Consider the following 16,451-nt stretch of genomic DNA (forward strand, 5'->3'; position numbering starts at 1 on the left):
GCCGGACAGGCGGATCAGGCGGGTACGCGCCGGATCAGGCCTGGGGCGGAGGCTGAATCCGTTCCCAGCAGCGCCAGGGCCTGATCCTGCGGGACCGCCTTGCCGAACAGGTATCCCTGGCCGAAGCTGCAGCCCAGTTGATTGAGAAAGTCGAGCTGGCTTTCCTGCTCGATGCCTTCGGCCGTCGTCGAGATGCCCAGGCCGCTCGCCAGAGCAACCGTGGTTCTGACGATCTTGGACTTCTTTTCATCCTGCTCCAGGCCCGAGACGAAAATCCGGTCGATCTTGATCTTGTCGAAGGTGAGGGCGGAAAGCTGCGCCAGGCTGGAATAGCCGGTCCCGAAATCATCGAGAACGACGCGGATGCCGGCGCCCCGCAGATCCTGGATCATGGCCGCGGCCAGGTCGGTGTCGCGAACCAGCGCGCTTTCGGTGATTTCGATTTCCAGCCGGTGCGGGCTGAGTCCGGTCTCGCCCAGGATCTTGAAAATCTTCAGGCCCAGGTAGCGGTCTTCCAGCATCCTGGGGGAGACATTGAACGCGAGATGCACCTGTTTCGGCCAGTCCATGGCGTCCTTGCACGCCCGTCTGAGCAGATGTTCCGACAGGTCCGAAATCAGGCCGGTATTTTCGGCAATGCCGATGAACAGTTCCGGCGAGATGAAGCCGTCCTCGGGCGTGTTCCAGCGGGCGAGGGCTTCGAAACCGATGATCTCGCCGGTCTTCAGGTCGATGAGCGGCTGGTAATAGGGAACGATATCGCCATTTGCCACCGCGTTCCTCAACCGGCGTTCGATGCGCGTGCGCCGGGCAAGGTCCTCATTGATCTCGGGCTGAAACTCCACATAGGAGTTCCGGCCCTGCCGTTTGGCGACACTCAGTGCGAGAATCGCCTGTTTGACCACGTCTTTAAGCCTGAGGCCGTGTTCGGGACAACTTGAAAGACCGACGCAGGCTCCGACCGAAATCTGCGACCCCTTGATGTCGAAGGGCGTGTTCAGCAGGTTGATCAGGTCTTCAGCCAGCTTCAGGGCCTGCTGGGGATCGGAGCAGTTTTCGCAGCGGTTCGATGCCGTGCAGCCGGCGATGAGGAGAAATTCGTCACTGCCGAGCCGCAGGGCAATGGACTCCGGCAGAAACCCGGCAAGCCGCTTGGAAATGTCGATGAGCAGCATATCGCCGCCGTCGGGCCCCACGGTTTCGTTGACCTTCTTGAAACCGTCAAGATCGAATGCCAAAACGCCGTAACCCGCCTCGCCGAAAGTCCTTTCGACGATGTCAGGGGCCTTTTCCTCCAGGAACCGGCGGTTGGGCAACCTGGTGAGAAAGTCGTGATAGGTGATCCAGTCGGCCTTGGATTCGGCCAGTGTGCGGCGACCCTGTTCGTGTTTCAGATCAAGGAACTTGCGAAATCCGAAGGCGTAGCCGGCGCAACCGGCGATAAGCGCACCGATAATCAGGCTGTCGATGCTGGAATGCAGCTGCGAGTGCCGGCCGTCCTGGAGAAGCTTGAGTGCGCCGGCGGCCTGTGTCGCGACAAGGGCAACACAGACAACAAAGACTGCCAACAATCCGTAGCGCATAATTTTACGCTTGTTCGGAAATCGAAACTCTTCTCGCATCAGGACGGCTCGAAAAAATCCGCATAATTCTCAGGTAGTAATATTGTCAGTGTAATACTTTGGATTGTCTTAACGCCAAGGGATCGCTGTCTCCCTGTTTCGGGGGGGAGCGAGACGACATCCCTTGACTTTGCAGTGCACAAATCCCATACAGTAGCCATTGCATTCGGCCGCCGCGTGAGCGGCCCGCACAAAAGCGCTCACTTTCAGGCGCTGAAGCTTGTGCAAGATGCAGTCTCAATCGGTTTATTTGAACCGGCTTTTTCCAGGTTCCCATTTCACGCGGGGTTCTACCGATCGGCTAACCTGAGCGGACAATCCAGTCCCAGGTGAGTGTGCCGGTCGCAACCGCAATCTCATACTCCGCAGCCGACAGGCCGTGGAGCCTTGGCGCATTTTGCTTCAATCGGGCAAGGTGCAGTTCCAGAAGGGTATAACTTGACAGAATTTCAATCGCTTGGCCTCTCCGATCAACTTCTCAAGGCCATCGAGGCGAACGGCTATGACACGCCGACGCCAATCCAGAAAGACGCAATCCCGCTTATCCTCAAAGGCGAAGACCTGATGGGTCTCGCCCAGACAGGCACCGGCAAGACGGCGGCCTTCGGCCTGCCCCTGGTGGAGCGGCTCCTTGCCCATCCCGGCAGGGCCGAACCGAAAGGCGCCCAGGCACTTATCCTGGCGCCCACGCGTGAACTGGTGAACCAGATCGCGAAGAACCTGGTGTCGTTCGTGCGCGGCACGCCGCTGCGTGTGACTTCGGTCGTCGGCGGCGTTTCCATCAACAGCCAGATCAAGCGCATGTCGCGCGGAACCGATATCCTGGTGGCGACGCCCGGGCGTCTACTCGATCTCGTTGACCGCAATGCGGTGACCCTCAGGAACGTTTCCTTCCTGGTCCTCGATGAAGCTGATCAGATGCTCGATCTCGGCTTCATCCATGCCCTGCGCAAGATCGCATCGCTGGTTTCCAAAAAACGCCAGACGCTCCTGTTTTCGGCAACCATGCCGAAGCAGATCAACGAACTGGCGCAGTCCTATCTCACCGATCCGGTCCGCGTTGAAGTCGCCCCGGCCGGCAAGACGGCGGACAAGATCGATCAATCCGTCCATTTCATGGACCAGAAGGCCAAGACGGACTTCCTTGTTTCGACCCTGTGCGAGCGGCCCGATGACATGTCGCTGGTCTTCTGCCGCACCAAGCACGGTGCCGAACGGCTGATGCGCAAGATGGTCTCATCCGGCATTCAGGCGGGGTCCATTCACGGCAACAAAAGCCAGAGCCAGCGCGAAAGGGCCATCAAGGGTCTTCGCGAGGGACAGATCAAGGTCCTCGTTGCCACCGATGTGGCCGCCCGCGGTATCGACATTCCCGGCGTCAGCCATGTCTATAATTTCGAGCTGCCCGAAGTTCCGGAAGCCTATGTGCACCGGATCGGCCGGACCGCGCGCGCAGGTGCGGACGGCGAGGCCGTGGCCCTGTGCAGTCCGGAGGAAATCGGCCTGTTCCGCCAGATCGAAAAGCTGATCGGCATTTCGATCGACGTCGCCAGCGGCGACGTTCCGCCTGCCAGTGCTGCGGTTTCTCCGGGCAAGGGCCGAGGCGGAAATCGCGGCCGCCAGAACAACGGGCGCCAGAACAACGGCCGTCAGAACAATGGCGGCCAGGGCAGGGGCAATCAGGCCAGGGGCGAAAAGTCCCGGTCCGGCGACAATGACAACGCCGCGTCCAAGGCGCGCCGCCAGCGCTCAAGACGGCCCGCCCGCCGGCGCACCGAGGCGGCGTAAGCAACCGCAGGCCTAAGATAAATCTGTGCCGGGTTCGAGTTCGCTAGCCGTTACTGGCAGCAGCGCCAGACCTCGCTGGTCCAGCAGCAGGCGTACTCACCCCGGCACAGGAAGCAATAAGGCGATTCATCGGAGCAGTAGGCGCCGCTGCCGACGGGGCATTCATCACCGCGCGCCACTTCTTCCGGCATGCCCGGGCGGCCCAGTTGCGCGATGGACATCGGTGCGGCATTCGGCTGCCTGAGAGGCGTATATGGAGCGCCGGGGCTGTTGTTCGCCGCAGAGGCTGCCGATGGCGGCGTCAATTCGGTCGCATGAAGGCCGCCGACCGCAGCCAGGCTATAGCCCGAGATGGCGAATGCGATCAGCAAGCGCCGTATCAAACGGATCGTCATGAGGCATCCTCCCGTTGCCGATCAGCCGTAATTTTGCCCGGAAACGGTTGCATCCGCCTTGATTCATGTCGTTTCCCGCAAAAAAAACATGGCTATGTGCGGTATACCGGGGCGGCCGGGAAGATCGTTTTTGCTTGGCGGGGTCTGTTAATAATTTCCATTTTTACAAAAAAACAGTTTGACCAATTGGTCAGGCGTATGTATACACGCGCCATCGGCGACGTAAGGGAACTTGCGGGTGTGTGAAATTATATGATCAGACACCGACGACCGGGGCGGATTTACCCGATTTGGGAAACGGACCTCAGGGCCGACAGAGTTTTGGCAGTTTGATTGCCGCGGAATACCGAATATCAGCGTATCATGGATCGTCTTGTCCGAGTGTAGCCGGATGGGGCAGTTTCCGTTTCGTCATTGACAAAGACGAAACGGCAGCCGGATGCCTGATATTTGAACAAATCCCAGGTGAGGGGCGTTTGGCACACACCTGAATGTATACAAAATGCCTTGTGGCAGCGGGCAAAGGCCCGGGTTCTGGTTCAACAAGACGAACATGCAGCCCGCGGGAACCCTTATGACCTTTGACAACCGCGACCGGCTGCGCCGGCCTCCGTCGGCGGTCAGTCGGACAATGACCCATCGGCCACAAGCAAACGGCACCGGGATCCTCCCCCCGGTGCCGTTTTTGTTTGTACGCTGCCGGTGAGTGTCCGGCAGGCTCACATCTTACATGTTCGGGTAGTTCGGTCCGCCGGTCCCTTCGGGAACCGTCCAGGTGATGTTGCCGTTCGGATCCTTGATGTCGCAGGTCTTGCAGTGGACGCAGTTCTGCGCGTTGATCTGGAACCTCGGCGCGTCGGCACCTTCTTCCACCCATTCATAGACGCCTGCGGGGCAGTACCGGCTCGACGGGCCCGCAAAGACATCGTGCTCCGACGACTTCTGCAGCGCATCGTCTTTCACCTTGAGGTGAATCGGCTGATCTTCCTCGTGGTTGGTGTTCGACAGGAACACGGAAGAAAGCTTGTCGAAGGAGATCACGCCGTCCGGCTTCGGATAGTCGATCTTCGGACAATCCTTTGCCGGCTTCAGGCTGGCTGCATCGGTCTTGCCGTGCTTCAGCGTGCCGAAGAACGAAAAGCCGAACAGCTCGTTGGTCCACATGTCGAGGCCGCCGAGCGCAATGCCGAGCACGGTTCCGAACTTCGACCACAACGGTTTCACGTTGCGGACTTTCTTCAGGTCCTTGCCGATCTCGCTCGCCCGCCAGGCAGTGTCATAACCGGTCAATTCCGTATTGGCCTCGCCACGGCCGATCGCGGCCATGACTTCTTCCGCCGCCAGCATGCCGGACAGCATGGCGTTATGGGAGCCCTTGATCCGGGGGACGTTCACGAACCCGGCCGAGCAGCCCATGATGAGACCGCCGGGGAAGGAAAGCTTGGGAACGGACTGGAAGCCGCCTTCGGTGATCGCCCGCGCGCCATAGGCGATGCGCTTGCCGCCCTCGAAGGTGTCGCGGATGGCCGGATGGGTCTTGAAACGCTGGAACTCGTCGAAGGGGGACAGCCACGGATTTTCGTAGTTCAGGTGAAGTACGAAGCCGACCGCCACCTGGTTGTCCTCCAGGTGGTACAGGAACGATCCGCCGCCGGTCTTGCCGTCGAGCGGCCAGCCGAAGGAATGCTGGACCAGGCCCGGCTTGTGTTTTTCCGGATCGATCTGCCACAATTCCTTGATGCCGATGCCGAACTTCGGCACGTCGCAGTCCCGGTCGAGGGCGAATTTCGCGATCAGTTCCTTGGCGATGGAGCCGCGTGCGCCTTCGCCGATCAGCGTGTATTTGGCCCGCAGTTCCATGCCCCGGGTGAACTGGGCATTCGGTTTGCCGTCACGGCCTATACCCATGTCGCCGGTTGCAACGCCGACAACGCGGCCTTCGTCGTCATAAAGGACCTCGGCTGCCGCAAAGCCCGGATAAATCTCGACGCCGAGCGCTTCCGCCTTTTCCGCCAGCCAGCGGCAGACGTTGCCGAGCGAGACGATGTAGTTGCCGTGATTGTTCATGAGTTTCGGCATGAACATGTTCGGCAGCCGCATGGAGCCGGCCGGCCCGAGAACCAGGAAATGATCGGCGGTGACCGGGGTCTTGATCGGCGTGTCCTCGTCGCGCCATTCCGGCAGCAGCTTGTCGAGCCCGATCGGGTCGATGACGGCACCGGACAGGATATGGGCGCCGACTTCGGAGCCCTTCTCCAGAACGACAATGCTCAGCTCTTCGCCCTTCTCGTCGGCGATCTGCTTCAGCCGGATCGCGGCAGCCAGACCGGCCGGGCCGGCGCCGACGATAACGACGTCAACGTCCATGCTCTCGCGTTCGCCAAGCTCTGCCCCATCCTGTTCGGACATTGAGTTCTCCCTCGCTTGATATCCGGTCGTGGCCGGATACTACCCCTTTTGCATCATCTGCCGTAAGTCCGCACCCTAGCTGCAGCCTTGCCCCGATCAAGTGCGAATTTCGGCTTGTAACTTCCGACTGGCACATAGACTGAAAAGTCATTCCGCCGTCAAGCCTGTGCATGACGTTTACGTAAGCGGAATTATCGCTGCGGATTGAACCGGTCGAAATGAGTCATTGTGTTGGACAAGCGGCTTTCTGCGGAGAAAACAGCCCGTCTCCGCTTTGTCTCCGGACGCGGGAGCGAATAGAATGACCGCGGAGGCTATAGGGTGCAGTCGATGGATCAGGCAAACAGGGAACTGGAAGCGCTGCTGGATTTTTATCTGGCAAGCGGGATCGATTGCCTGTTGGAAACCGAGCCGGTCGATCGTTTTCTGGAAACCGCGCAGCTTGCCGAAAGGCGTATGGCCGGACAGGTTTCACGAACGCCCGACCGCCCTGTTCAAGGGGCGGGCCCGGCTGCGCTCCAGCCGCAACGTCCCCGGATGCCGGGAACGGATCGGACCTTCCTGCAATCGGCCCACCAATCGGGCCAGCAACCGGTGTCGGCCGGACCGGCGGCGCAGCCCTTGGGCGGAGACCCTTCCGGTGGCGGGTCTTCGGTGGTTCTTCCGAACGAGTCGGCCGTTGAATCCGCCCGGGACGCCGCCCGCAATGTTTCCACTCTTGATGAGCTTCGTGCCTGCCTGGACGGATTTGACGGCTGCAATTTGCGTCTGACGGCCAAGAACCTCGTCTTCGCCGACGGCAACCCGCAGGCACGGGTCATGTTCGTCGGTGAAGCCCCGGGGCGGGACGAGGACCTGCAGGGCAAGCCCTTTGTCGGCCGTTCCGGCCAATTGCTGGACAGGATGCTGAAAGCGATCGGTCTGGACCGGTCGGATGCCTATATCGCCAATGTGGTGCCCTGGCGGCCTCCCGGAAATCGCACGCCGACGCCGCAGGAAACGGAAATCTGCAAGCCGTTCATCATGCGCCAGATCGAGCTGGTAAACCCGGATATACTTGTATTTCTGGGTTCTGCTTCCGCGAAAACCTTGCTGGGGACCCAGGAAGGGATCAGAAAACTGCGCGGACGCTGGATGAAATTTTCCACCGGAAGTGCGGAAATCTCCTGCGTTGCAACCTATCATCCTGCCTATCTTTTGCGCAGTCCGCTCGAAAAAAGGCAATCTTGGCAGGACTTTCAATCGATTAAGAAAAAACTAGCAGAAATTCCGCATAACTTAAGTTAACGAGTTCTGAAACGAAATATAAATCCAAGTTTTGATTGTCCGTTCTTGAAAATACGCTTTATGGAGAATTTTTACAGGTCCGTTAACCTGAAGTTGGTATTGGACGGGTATCTTCTTACTGAGTAGTAAGGGATTCACTCGTGACCGCATTGGCCCAAAACATACCCGAAGGTGCAACCCTGGCCGTTCTGATCGTCGATCTGGAGCGCCTTCTTTGCATTGAGGGATCAGCTTCGGGTTTTACCGGTTCCGGCTGCAACATCCTTTCCCACCGCGTGAACGAACTGAATGAAATGGTCGGTTTGCGCGTGGATGGCCTGGAAAAGATGATCAAGGGCCGGATCACCTATGTCACGGACGGCGAAGCCAAGGTCCTCTTTGATTTCAGCGAATCCACCAAGGATCAGGAAAAGCGAAAGGAACAGCGCCGGCCCGTCCATATTCCGGCCCGGGTCAGCGATCTGTCCGGCAATGCCTCTATCCATTGCATCATTTCCAATGCCAGCAAGAATGGTTGCCGTCTTGAAGGGCAGGGTATCGGACATCTGCCGGACGACATCTTCCTGCGGATCAACGGTCTGGATCTGCCCGTTCGCGGCAGCATTGCGTGGCGCGGTCCGGGCTGTGCCGGTGTCCGCCTGCTGTGGCAATTCACCTCGGGCAAGGAAATGAAGCCGGTGCTCAAGGACATGAACCCTCAGCACAAGATGGCGGAGAAACAGGAGGTCGACTTCGGCCGGACCAGAAAACGGCAGAAGGCAGACGGATACGAAACCGAGGTCACTGCCGAGGCCATCGAAAGAGCAGCCGAAGAACTGACCGCCCGCGAGCAGAAGCGCGCCGAACGCAAGGCTCGCCGCAACGATGCCGGAGCCTTCGGCCATCGTAAGAACAACCCGTTCTGATCCGCGCCCGACGCTGCTTCCAAAATATTTGGAATGAACGGCGGATCGTTCCGCGAAGCGATCCTTGCCGGTTGATCCGAATTCGTGGTCGGATGGGTTATATTCGGAAGCGATTGGTACTATATGCCTTCCGTTGACCTGTTCCGGAGCTTCCGTTTTCGTGTTCGATAAATTGCGCAATTTGCTTCCCAAAGCACTGAGAAACGACAAGACGATTATCCCCGTCGTCCGCCTTCAAGGGGCAATCGGCATGGTGACCCCTCTGCGTCCCGGACTGTCGCTCGCATCCGTTTCTCAGCCGCTCGAAAAGGCGTTCGCCATGAAAAAGGCGCCCGCCGTGGCGCTCATTGTCAATTCGCCGGGCGGGTCGCCGGTCCAGTCGCGGCTTATTTTCAAGCGTATTCGCGACCTGGCGGAGGAAAAGGAAAAGGACGTGCTCGTCTTCGTGGAAGACGTGGCGGCCTCCGGCGGCTACATGATCGCCCTTGCGGGCAACGAGATCTATGCGGATCCCTCCTCCATCGTGGGCTCCATCGGCGTGGTCGCCGCCGGCTTCGGCTTTCCCGAACTCCTGAAGAAGATCGGCGTCGAGCGCCGCGTCTATACCGCCGGCAAAAAGAAGGTGATTCTGGATCCGTTCAAGGACGCCGATCCGGACGACATCGAGTTCCTCAAAGGGCTGCAACAGGAAATCCATGAGGTCTTCATCGATATGGTGAAGTCGCGCCGTGGCGATATCCTGTCCGATGACGCGGATCTTTTCTCTGGCAAGTTCTGGACCGGCGGAAAAGCCCGGGACCTGGGGCTTGTCGACGAGATCGGCGATCTGCGCGGTGTCCTGAAAAAGCGGTTCGGCGACAAGGCCGAACCCAAGCTGATTTCCGCGCCGCGCGGACTGTTCGGACGCAAGAGCGGGGTCGGGGTCGCGGCAAAATTGCTGGAAGGCCAAGGCGGACTTGGCGACGAAATGATATCATCGCTCGAAGCGCGTGCCTTGTGGCAGCGTTACGGGCTTTGACCTTTCAGGCCGGGCGGGGCCGGTGGTGGAGGTGATATGACGGAATTACTCGGATTTGCAGCTCTCGCCGTCGGCGGCTACTGGGTCGTGAACCGCATGAAGAAGAAAATGGCCGAGGTCGAACGGCGGCTGTCGGAGGCCGCCGCGGCGGCCAAAGGCCCCAATGCCGAACCGGTCAGGACCCTGAAGCAGGATCCCGAAACGGGCCGCTACCGGCCTGAACAGTAACCGACTTCCAGAGGACGAAATGGTGGCCTAGCTGACCGCCTGAGGTTGAAGACAAACCCTGACGTAGTCATCCCGGACGAAGCGTCAGCGGAGATCCGGGACCGGCGAGCCGAGGTCTATGTCACCTCAATACTGCTGAAACTGTTAGGCATTTGCCTCGCCGGCCCCGGCTCGCGCTGTCGCTTGGCCGGGGTGACTGCGGAGAGGAAAGCGCTTTACCGGCAGGCTGAGGCGGCCTAGCCCGCCACCTTCGAGAAATCCGCCACCACATGGGTGGCATCGCGGATTTCCGACAGGAGGCGCAGCCGGTTGAGACGGATCTCCGCCTCTTCCGCATTGACCAGGATATCCTCGAAGAACCGGTCCACCGGCGCCCGCAGCTTCGACAGCGCTTCCATGGCTCCCTCGAAGTCTTCCCGCTCCACCGCGTCTTCGGCATCTGCGCGTGCCGTGTCGATGGCAGCCGCCAGATCGACTTCCGCCTGGTCCTTGAAGTGATCGGGATGCGGCCGACCGGTCACGGCCTCGCCGTCCTTCTTTTCTTCCGCCTTCAGGATGTTGACCGCACGCTTGTAGCCCGCAAGCAGGTTGGCGCCGTCCTCGGTCTCCAGGAACTTGCCGAGCGCCTCGACCCGCCTGACGACCATCAGCAGGTCGTCCTGGCCTTCCATGGCGAAGACCGCGTCGATCAGATCGTGGCGCGCGCCCTCGTCCTTGAGGTGGACATTGAGCCGGTCCGCCAGGAAGGAGAGGAGGTCTTCAACGATTGTATCCGGCTTAGCGACGTCCGTCTTGACCAGTCCGAGCGCAGACCGGATCAGATCCGACAGGCGCAGGCGCAGATTGTTCTCCAGAACGATGCGGATCACGCCGAGTGCGGCGCGGCGCAGCGCGTAAGGATCCTTGGAACCGGTCGGCTTTTCGTCAATGGCCCAGAAACCGGCAAGCAGGTCGAGCTTGTCGGCAAGCGCCACGGCAATGGCGACCGGATCGGCCGGCACGGTGTCCGACGGGCCTTGCGGCCGGTAATGATCCTCTATTGCCGTTGCGACGGATGCATCCTCGCCCTGGGCTGCCGCATAATAGCGGCCCATCAGGCCCTGGAGTTCAGGGAATTCGTAGACCATTGCGGAGACCAGGTCCGCCTTGGCGAGCGTTGCCGCCCGTTTGGCCTTGGCGGCATCCGCGCCGATCAGGGACGCGATCCCGTTGGCGAGTGTCTCCAGGCGTTTCACCCGCTCACCCTGGGAGCCGAGCTTCTCGTGGAAGACGATGCCGTCGAGCTTCGGCAGGTTGTCGGCGAGTTTGGTCTTCAGGTCGGTTTCCCAGAAGAAACGCGCATCGGAAAGCCGGGCACGGATAACCTTTTCGTTGCCGGCGACGATTTCCTTGCCGCCGTCGGCGGCCTCGATGTTGGAGGTCAGCACGAAGCGGTTCGCCAGGTTGCCGGTCTTCGGATCCTTCAGTACGAAGCATTTCTGGTTGGCCCGGATGGTCAGGCGGATGCATTCGTCCGGGATCTCCAGGAAGTCCTCCTCGAAGGTTCCCGTCAGCACCACCGGCCATTCGACCAGGCCGGCGACTTCTTCCAGCAGGCCCTCGTCCTCGACCAGTTCCAGCCCCAGCGCGAAGGCGCGGTCACGGGCATCGTGCACGATGATGTCCTTGCGCCGGTCGGCATCGAGCACGACCTTGTGCTTTTCCAGCGCGGGCGCGTAATCGTCGAAGCGGCGGACATCGAAAGCCTCGTCCGCCAGGAAGCGGTGGCCGCGGGTGGTCTTGCCCGAGGCAACACCGTCGACTTCGAACGGGACCACGTCCGGTTCCTCGGTTTCCGGGCCGAAGGTCGCGACGATGGAATGCAGCGGGCGAACCCAGCGCATCTGGCCGGTGCCCCAGCGCATGGATTTCGGCCAGGGGAAGTTGCGGATGATGCCGGGCATGAAGTCGGCGATGATATCGATAGCAGTCCGGCCCGGATTCTCGATCACGGCGACATAAAAATCGCCCTTCTTCGGATCGCTCTGGATCTGGGCCTCATCCACCGAGGACAGCCCGGCACCGCGCAGAAAGCCTTCGACCGCCTTTTCCGGTGCGCCGACGCGCGGACCCTTGCGCTCTTCCCGGGTCGCAGCCGATGCCACGGGAACACCGGCGACATGCAGAGCGAGCCGGCGCGGCGTTGCGAAGGCCTTGGCGCCTTCATAAGGAAGGCCGGCCTCGACCAGGGCATTGGTCACGAGCGACTTGAGATCATCGGCAGCGCGGCGCTGCATGCGCGCGGGGATTTCCTCGCTGAAAAGTTCAAGCAGGAGATCGGGCATGGGAATTACATAGCCTTCGGTAGAGCGGGATCCATCGGATCAATCGGCTCGTCCGTTAGCAAGTCCGCCCGGTCTTGTCACCCCCTGTCGGCGCTGCAACGGAAATTAGTCGTTGCCGGGTCTGTTCGACTGCGGAAGGTCACGAAACGGAAGATGTGTAAAACGCGCGAATACGTTCGATGGTCAGGAGTATTTCGGGTGAAGGTTTCAATTTTAATGATCTTTTTTCATATTTCCTCAAGGAAAATCGGCGAAAATTTTTGAAGCATACATCTGAACGTCAAGGCGAAGCGGCGCAAAGTGAAAAATCCCTTCAAAAAGCCCTCCAGGTCTCAATGGTTGGCGCTTTGTGCTGCTTGCGCGGTGCCGGTAATGGGATACCTTATCGCTCAATTCCGTCCGCTTTCCTTCCTTCACCATGAAGACAGCGCCCAGCACAGGACCATGGAAGTTCTGGTCAGCATTCTGGCATGTCTGGTCCTGTTCGGGTCTTACGTCGCCATCCGGCAGTTGATCGCCCTTCGGCGGGAATTGCACGCACGCAAGGCGGAGCAGAAACTGGCGCTTCAAATGGCGCAGCATGATGTTCTCATTGGACTTCCCAACCGCAGGAAATTCCAGGACGTTCTGGTCCAGCTGACGGATACGATCGCACCGGAAAAGTACCGGGCCGTCATGATGCTGGACATGGACGGCTTCAAGACGATCAACGATGTCTACGGACACGGTTTCGGCGATGCGTTGCTGACCGGCTTTTCCGAACGTTTGCGCGAGACTGTCGGCGAGGAGGGCGTCGTTGCGCGTTTCGGTGGTGATGAATTCGCGATTATCACGCCGGAAATAGACGAAATCGGCGACGCGGCAAACCTGGCGAACAGGATCCTCCAACGCATTGAGGACGTCTTTGTCCTTGATTCCAGGCAGGTCACCGTCGGCAGCGGTATCGGCATCGCCGTGTTTCCCGACGACGGATATTCGCCGGCCGAGCTGCTTCGGCGTGCGGATATTGCTCTCTACCGGGCGAAGACGACAGGGCGATCGACCTACTGTTTCTTCGAACTCGATATGGACGCCACAATCCTGCACACGACGCTGCTTGAGCAGCGGCTGCGCAATGCGATCGAAAACCGGTTGATCAAGGTCTACTACCAGCCGATCCTTGATCTCGGGAAACAGGAAATTGTCGGCTTCGAAGCCCTGGCGCGCTGGTCGGACCAGGATTTCGGACAGGTCTCGCCTGCCCAGTTCGTGCCAATTGCCGAGGACTGTGGCCTGATCGGGAAACTGACGGAACAGCTTCTTGGCGAAGCCTGTACCGTTGCCGGAACCTGGCCGCGAAACATCGGTCTGAACTTCAACATATCGCCGCTGCAACTGCGGGATGTGTCCTTCCCGCTGAAAATCATCTCCGTCCTGTCGGAGACGGGCCTGCAGCCGGAGCGGTTGACGCTGGAAATCACCGAGACATCGCTCATGCAGAACGCCGATACCGCGCTCGTCATCCTGCAGCAGCTTTCCGATGCCGGCGTGCGGATTGCCCTGGACGATTTCGGCACGGGTCATTCCAGCCTGACCTATCTGCGGGATTTTCCGATAGACAAGGTGAAGATCGACAAGTCCTTCACCATGCATATGGCCGACAGCAAGGAATGCGAGGCCATCGTCGAATCCATCCTGGTCCTGTCACAGGGGCTGGGCGTGGAAGCCGTCGCCGAGGGGATCGAGCAGCAGGACGTTCTGCAAAAGCTGAGCGATAGCGGTTGCCCCTATGGACAGGGCTTCCTGTTCGGCGCGGCCAAGCCGCCGGAAAAGATTGCCGAGTTGTTCCAGATCATCGATCAGTCGGAACCGGAGCGGTCTCGCTATTCAGCCTTATTGTGACCGGCGGGCCGGCTACCAGCCGCCGCCGCCGCCGCCGCCACCGCCGCCGCCTGAAAAGCCTCCGCCGCCGGAAAAGCCCGAACTCGACGACTTCGGCGCGGGCAGCGAGGTGCTGAAGGTGCCCGCCATGGCGCTGGTCACATCCTTCATGGAGCCGGCGATGTTATGGGCGTCGAACACGTGGCCGGAGTACCACGTCGGCGCATAAGAGGCTGCAACCGCGGCTCCGGCTGCCGTCAGCAGCCACGCCTGGAATGCATCGGACCAGGGCTTTTCCACGCCGAGCGCCACCGCATAGGGCAGAAGCGTTTCGAAATGGGAAGGGCTCATTGTCGGAGCGCCTTCCATGTTCATCCGGTCCTTTTCGGCAACCGACAGATAGAGCTTCAGGCCTTCGATCTCGTCGAGGACCTTGCGGCCGATAACGGTCGGAGCGCCCAGCAGGAAGTAAAACAGGAGATTGGTGGCAACAAGCGCCACGGCCAGCACCGGAAGCAGGGGCAATCCACCGGCGCCGCTGAACAGCATCGGAACCGCGCTGACCAGAATGGACATGCCGAAGCCGAAGATCATGAAGACTGCGGCAACCTTCGCGACGATGTTGCCGGAGCGTCGAAACATCTTGCCGAAATTCACCGAGAAAACGGTCAGGAAAATCCCGATGACGAGAACCGGTATCAGAAATCCGATCTGGGCCTCGGACAGATTGCCGAAGGCGACCAGGGCGACGACCGCCAGGGCGCTGAGGATTGCGCCGGGAACCACGTAGCCCCAGTTCTTCTTGAAGTACCGTGCCCGGTTCTCATCCTCGATCGCGGACCGGAATTTGCTTCCGAGCGTTTGAACGGACTTGCCGTTGTCCTTGTTGATCGTGAGCGGGCTCCCCCGGCTCCGCAGCCAACGATTGACGGCGGCTTCGCCTTTTGGAAGGGGGTCATCCCATGCGTGTTTCGGATTGCCTTCCGGTCTGGGAACCAGCGTGACCGTATCGCCGGGCGCCTCCAGCACCAGCCTGCCTTTGACGGCGAGGTTCAGACAGGCGGCCGAAAGCGCCGTCCAGCCGCCATCGCCAAAGCCCCGTTTCGTGACGTAGTTGGCAAGCGCCGGCGAGATGCCGTCCGGAGCCTTGAACCGTGGGAAGATCACGCCTTTCGGCGGATCCCGGCCGACCTGCCACCAGGCAATCAGATAATAGGCAAGGACCAGCAACACGCCGATGCTGCCGATAATCTCCGCCCGGTAATCCATCAGGAAATAGGCCGCTTCCTGCTCGGACGTCGGCGGCGCGACGACGCCTTTCGGCATCGCCACGACAACGCTCAATCCCTGCCGCGGTCCGAGCCCGCGCGTCGTTTCAAACAGGATACTGTTGCCGCCCGCTTCCGGGGTTGCCGTGAAGGCGGACCCCTTGTCGCCGTAGGAGCCGGTATAGGCGGTCCATTTCGTGGCTCTGTCGCCTGCCGGCAGGATCACGCGCGCCTCGGCCTTGTCGATCGGAAACGCCCATTCGTTGCCCGTGGCATTCCAGTAGACTTCATCATGATCGGAGAAAAACCGGACCTGCCGGGTCGTTTCATAGCTCAGCGTGTAGGTGTAGGTGCCGGACCGAAGAAAGACGTCCGACTGGCCGATATAGATGCGCACGCCGCCGGAGGAGGATTTCAACGTATGGGGTTCCGGGCTGCCGTCGCGCAGCACTTCCAGAAGTTCGAACCCGGCCTTTTTCTCCCGGCCGTTCGCGTCTTCGAAGGTCAGCGGAATGTCCCGGTAGATGCCGCGCTTGATGTTGCGGCCCTCGGCCGTGACGGTGATCTTTTCCGTAACCGTCAGGGTCCCGTCATGGGCAACCACGATGGTGGAGTCGAAATTCAGGATACGCTCGTCGGCGACAGCGTGGCCGAGCGCTGCAAAGAAGGAGAGGCAGCCGACGACAAGCAGTGCCAGCTGGCGGGAGACACGGAAGCCCGGCATGGTCAGCCTCATCAGAAACTGACCTTCGGAACGGCCCGGTCGGCGTCGTCCTCGATCTCGAAATACTCCCGCTTCTCGAACTTGAACTGCGATGCGATCAGGTTGGAGGGAAAGCTTTCGACCATGACGTTCAGGGCGCGCACGGCGCCGTTGTAATAGCGTCGCGCCATCTGTAGGGCATTTTCGATTCCGTCGAGCGAGGCGTGGAGGTCCTGGAAATTCGTGCTGGCCTTCAGATCCGGATAGGCCTCGGCCACCGCAAAAAGCCGTCCGAGCGCCTGGGACAGCATGCCCTCCGCCTGGGCCCGGCCTGCCACATCGCCGGGCGCGACATTGGCTGCCCGGGCTCGCATCTCCGTGACCTCTTCCAATGCTCCGCGCTCGTGGGCGGCATAGCCCTTCACGGTCTCGACAAGGTTGGGAATGAGGTCGGCGCGGCGCTTCAGCTGGACATCGATGCCGCTCCAGCCTTCTTCCACCATCTGCCGTTTCGTGACGAGCTGATTGTAGAGGTAGATGACATAAAGGGCGATCAGAACCAGAAGGCCGAGGATGATCCAGGTCGTCATGAAGGCGTGCTCCGCAATCGATTTTCGCGAAGGCTAGCCGCTCAGCGTAAAATT

12 protein-coding genes are annotated in these 16,451 nt (G+C 60.3%); 6 read left to right on the plus strand and 6 right to left on the minus strand.

What is annotated here, in order from left to right; all coding sequences use genetic code 11:
- Positions 1–14: 14 nt before the first annotated feature.
- The gene (locus tag HK439_RS15115) at positions 15–1,568 is read right to left on the minus strand and encodes a putative bifunctional diguanylate cyclase/phosphodiesterase (protein ID WP_190292358.1); all 1,554 of its coding nucleotides are present in this window, start codon (positions 1,566–1,568) and stop codon (positions 15–17) included.
- Between the two features lie 492 nt (positions 1,569–2,060).
- On the opposite strand from HK439_RS15115, the gene HK439_RS15120 reads away from it, so the two are divergent.
- The gene (locus HK439_RS15120) at positions 2,061–3,410 is read left to right on the plus strand and encodes a DEAD/DEAH box helicase (protein ID WP_190292359.1); all 1,350 of its coding nucleotides are present in this window, start codon (positions 2,061–2,063) and stop codon (positions 3,408–3,410) included.
- A gap of 50 nt (positions 3,411–3,460) precedes the next feature.
- Here HK439_RS15120 and HK439_RS15125 read toward each other — a convergent pair whose 3' ends face one another.
- Entirely contained in the window at positions 3,461–3,805 is a 345-nt protein-coding gene (locus HK439_RS15125; RefSeq protein ID WP_190292360.1) for a hypothetical protein, read from the minus strand.
- A 726-nt stretch (positions 3,806–4,531) separates the two neighbouring features.
- Complete coding sequence (locus HK439_RS15130) at positions 4,532–6,214, minus strand: electron transfer flavoprotein-ubiquinone oxidoreductase (RefSeq protein WP_190292361.1); 1,683 nt, start codon at positions 6,212–6,214, stop codon at positions 4,532–4,534.
- A 330-nt stretch (positions 6,215–6,544) separates the two neighbouring features.
- Between HK439_RS15130 and HK439_RS15135 the strand changes: the two genes are divergently transcribed.
- From HK439_RS15135 to HK439_RS15150, 4 genes are all read left to right on the plus strand, one after another.
- Positions 6,545–7,501 (plus strand): uracil-DNA glycosylase, encoded by a 957-nt coding sequence (locus tag HK439_RS15135; protein WP_190292362.1) that lies wholly within the window; start codon positions 6,545–6,547, stop codon positions 7,499–7,501.
- 140 nt (positions 7,502–7,641) lie between these two features.
- A complete protein-coding gene (locus HK439_RS15140; protein WP_190292363.1) occupies positions 7,642–8,406 on the plus strand; it encodes a PilZ domain-containing protein in 765 nt (254 codons plus the stop codon).
- 160 nt (positions 8,407–8,566) lie between these two features.
- Positions 8,567–9,424: a S49 family peptidase gene (locus HK439_RS15145; protein WP_190292364.1), complete on the plus strand. Its 858-nt coding sequence runs from the start codon at positions 8,567–8,569 to the stop codon at positions 9,422–9,424.
- Between the two features lie 36 nt (positions 9,425–9,460).
- Complete coding sequence (locus HK439_RS15150; protein ID WP_190292365.1) at positions 9,461–9,652, plus strand: hypothetical protein; 192 nt, start codon at positions 9,461–9,463, stop codon at positions 9,650–9,652.
- A 236-nt stretch (positions 9,653–9,888) separates the two neighbouring features.
- Here HK439_RS15150 and glyS read toward each other — a convergent pair whose 3' ends face one another.
- Positions 9,889–11,976, minus strand: a complete 2,088-nt coding sequence (glyS, locus tag HK439_RS15155; RefSeq protein WP_190292366.1) for a glycine--tRNA ligase subunit beta — start codon at positions 11,974–11,976, stop codon at positions 9,889–9,891.
- A gap of 372 nt (positions 11,977–12,348) precedes the next feature.
- Between glyS and HK439_RS15160 the strand changes: the two genes are divergently transcribed.
- Complete coding sequence (locus tag HK439_RS15160) at positions 12,349–13,857, plus strand: putative bifunctional diguanylate cyclase/phosphodiesterase (protein WP_209011837.1); 1,509 nt, start codon at positions 12,349–12,351, stop codon at positions 13,855–13,857.
- Positions 13,858–13,869: 12 nt separating this feature from the next.
- Here HK439_RS15160 and HK439_RS15165 read toward each other — a convergent pair whose 3' ends face one another.
- Positions 13,870–15,840, minus strand: coding sequence for a DUF2207 domain-containing protein (locus tag HK439_RS15165; RefSeq protein WP_235987925.1), 1,971 nt, complete (start codon positions 15,838–15,840; stop codon positions 13,870–13,872).
- The gene (locus tag HK439_RS15170; protein WP_190292367.1) at positions 15,840–16,397 is read right to left on the minus strand and encodes a LemA family protein; all 558 of its coding nucleotides are present in this window, start codon (positions 16,395–16,397) and stop codon (positions 15,840–15,842) included. Before HK439_RS15170 ends, HK439_RS15165 begins: the two co-directional genes overlap by 1 nt.
- Positions 16,398–16,451 lie beyond the last annotated feature (54 nt).

This window comes from Roseibium aggregatum (genome assembly GCF_014692675.1).
Lineage (GTDB): Bacteria > Pseudomonadota > Alphaproteobacteria > Rhizobiales > Stappiaceae > Roseibium > Roseibium aggregatum_C.

Coding starts and splice junctions, on each gene's coding strand:
- HK439_RS15125 (WP_190292360.1), bottom strand. CDS start 3,805: ATGACGATCCGTTTGATACGGCGCTTGCTGATCGCATTCGCCATCTCG.
- HK439_RS15130 (WP_190292361.1), bottom strand. CDS start 6,214: ATGTCCGAACAGGATGGGGCAGAGCTTGGCGAACGCGAGAGCATGGAC.
- HK439_RS15160 (WP_209011837.1), top strand. CDS start 12,349: ATGGGATACCTTATCGCTCAATTCCGTCCGCTTTCCTTCCTTCACCAT.
- HK439_RS15150 (WP_190292365.1), top strand. CDS start 9,461: ATGACGGAATTACTCGGATTTGCAGCTCTCGCCGTCGGCGGCTACTGG.
- HK439_RS15135 (WP_190292362.1), top strand. CDS start 6,545: ATGGATCAGGCAAACAGGGAACTGGAAGCGCTGCTGGATTTTTATCTG.
- HK439_RS15165 (WP_235987925.1), bottom strand. CDS start 15,840: ATGAGGCTGACCATGCCGGGCTTCCGTGTCTCCCGCCAGCTGGCACTG.
- glyS (WP_190292366.1), bottom strand. CDS start 11,976: ATGCCCGATCTCCTGCTTGAACTTTTCAGCGAGGAAATCCCCGCGCGC.
- HK439_RS15170 (WP_190292367.1), bottom strand. CDS start 16,397: ATGACGACCTGGATCATCCTCGGCCTTCTGGTTCTGATCGCCCTTTAT.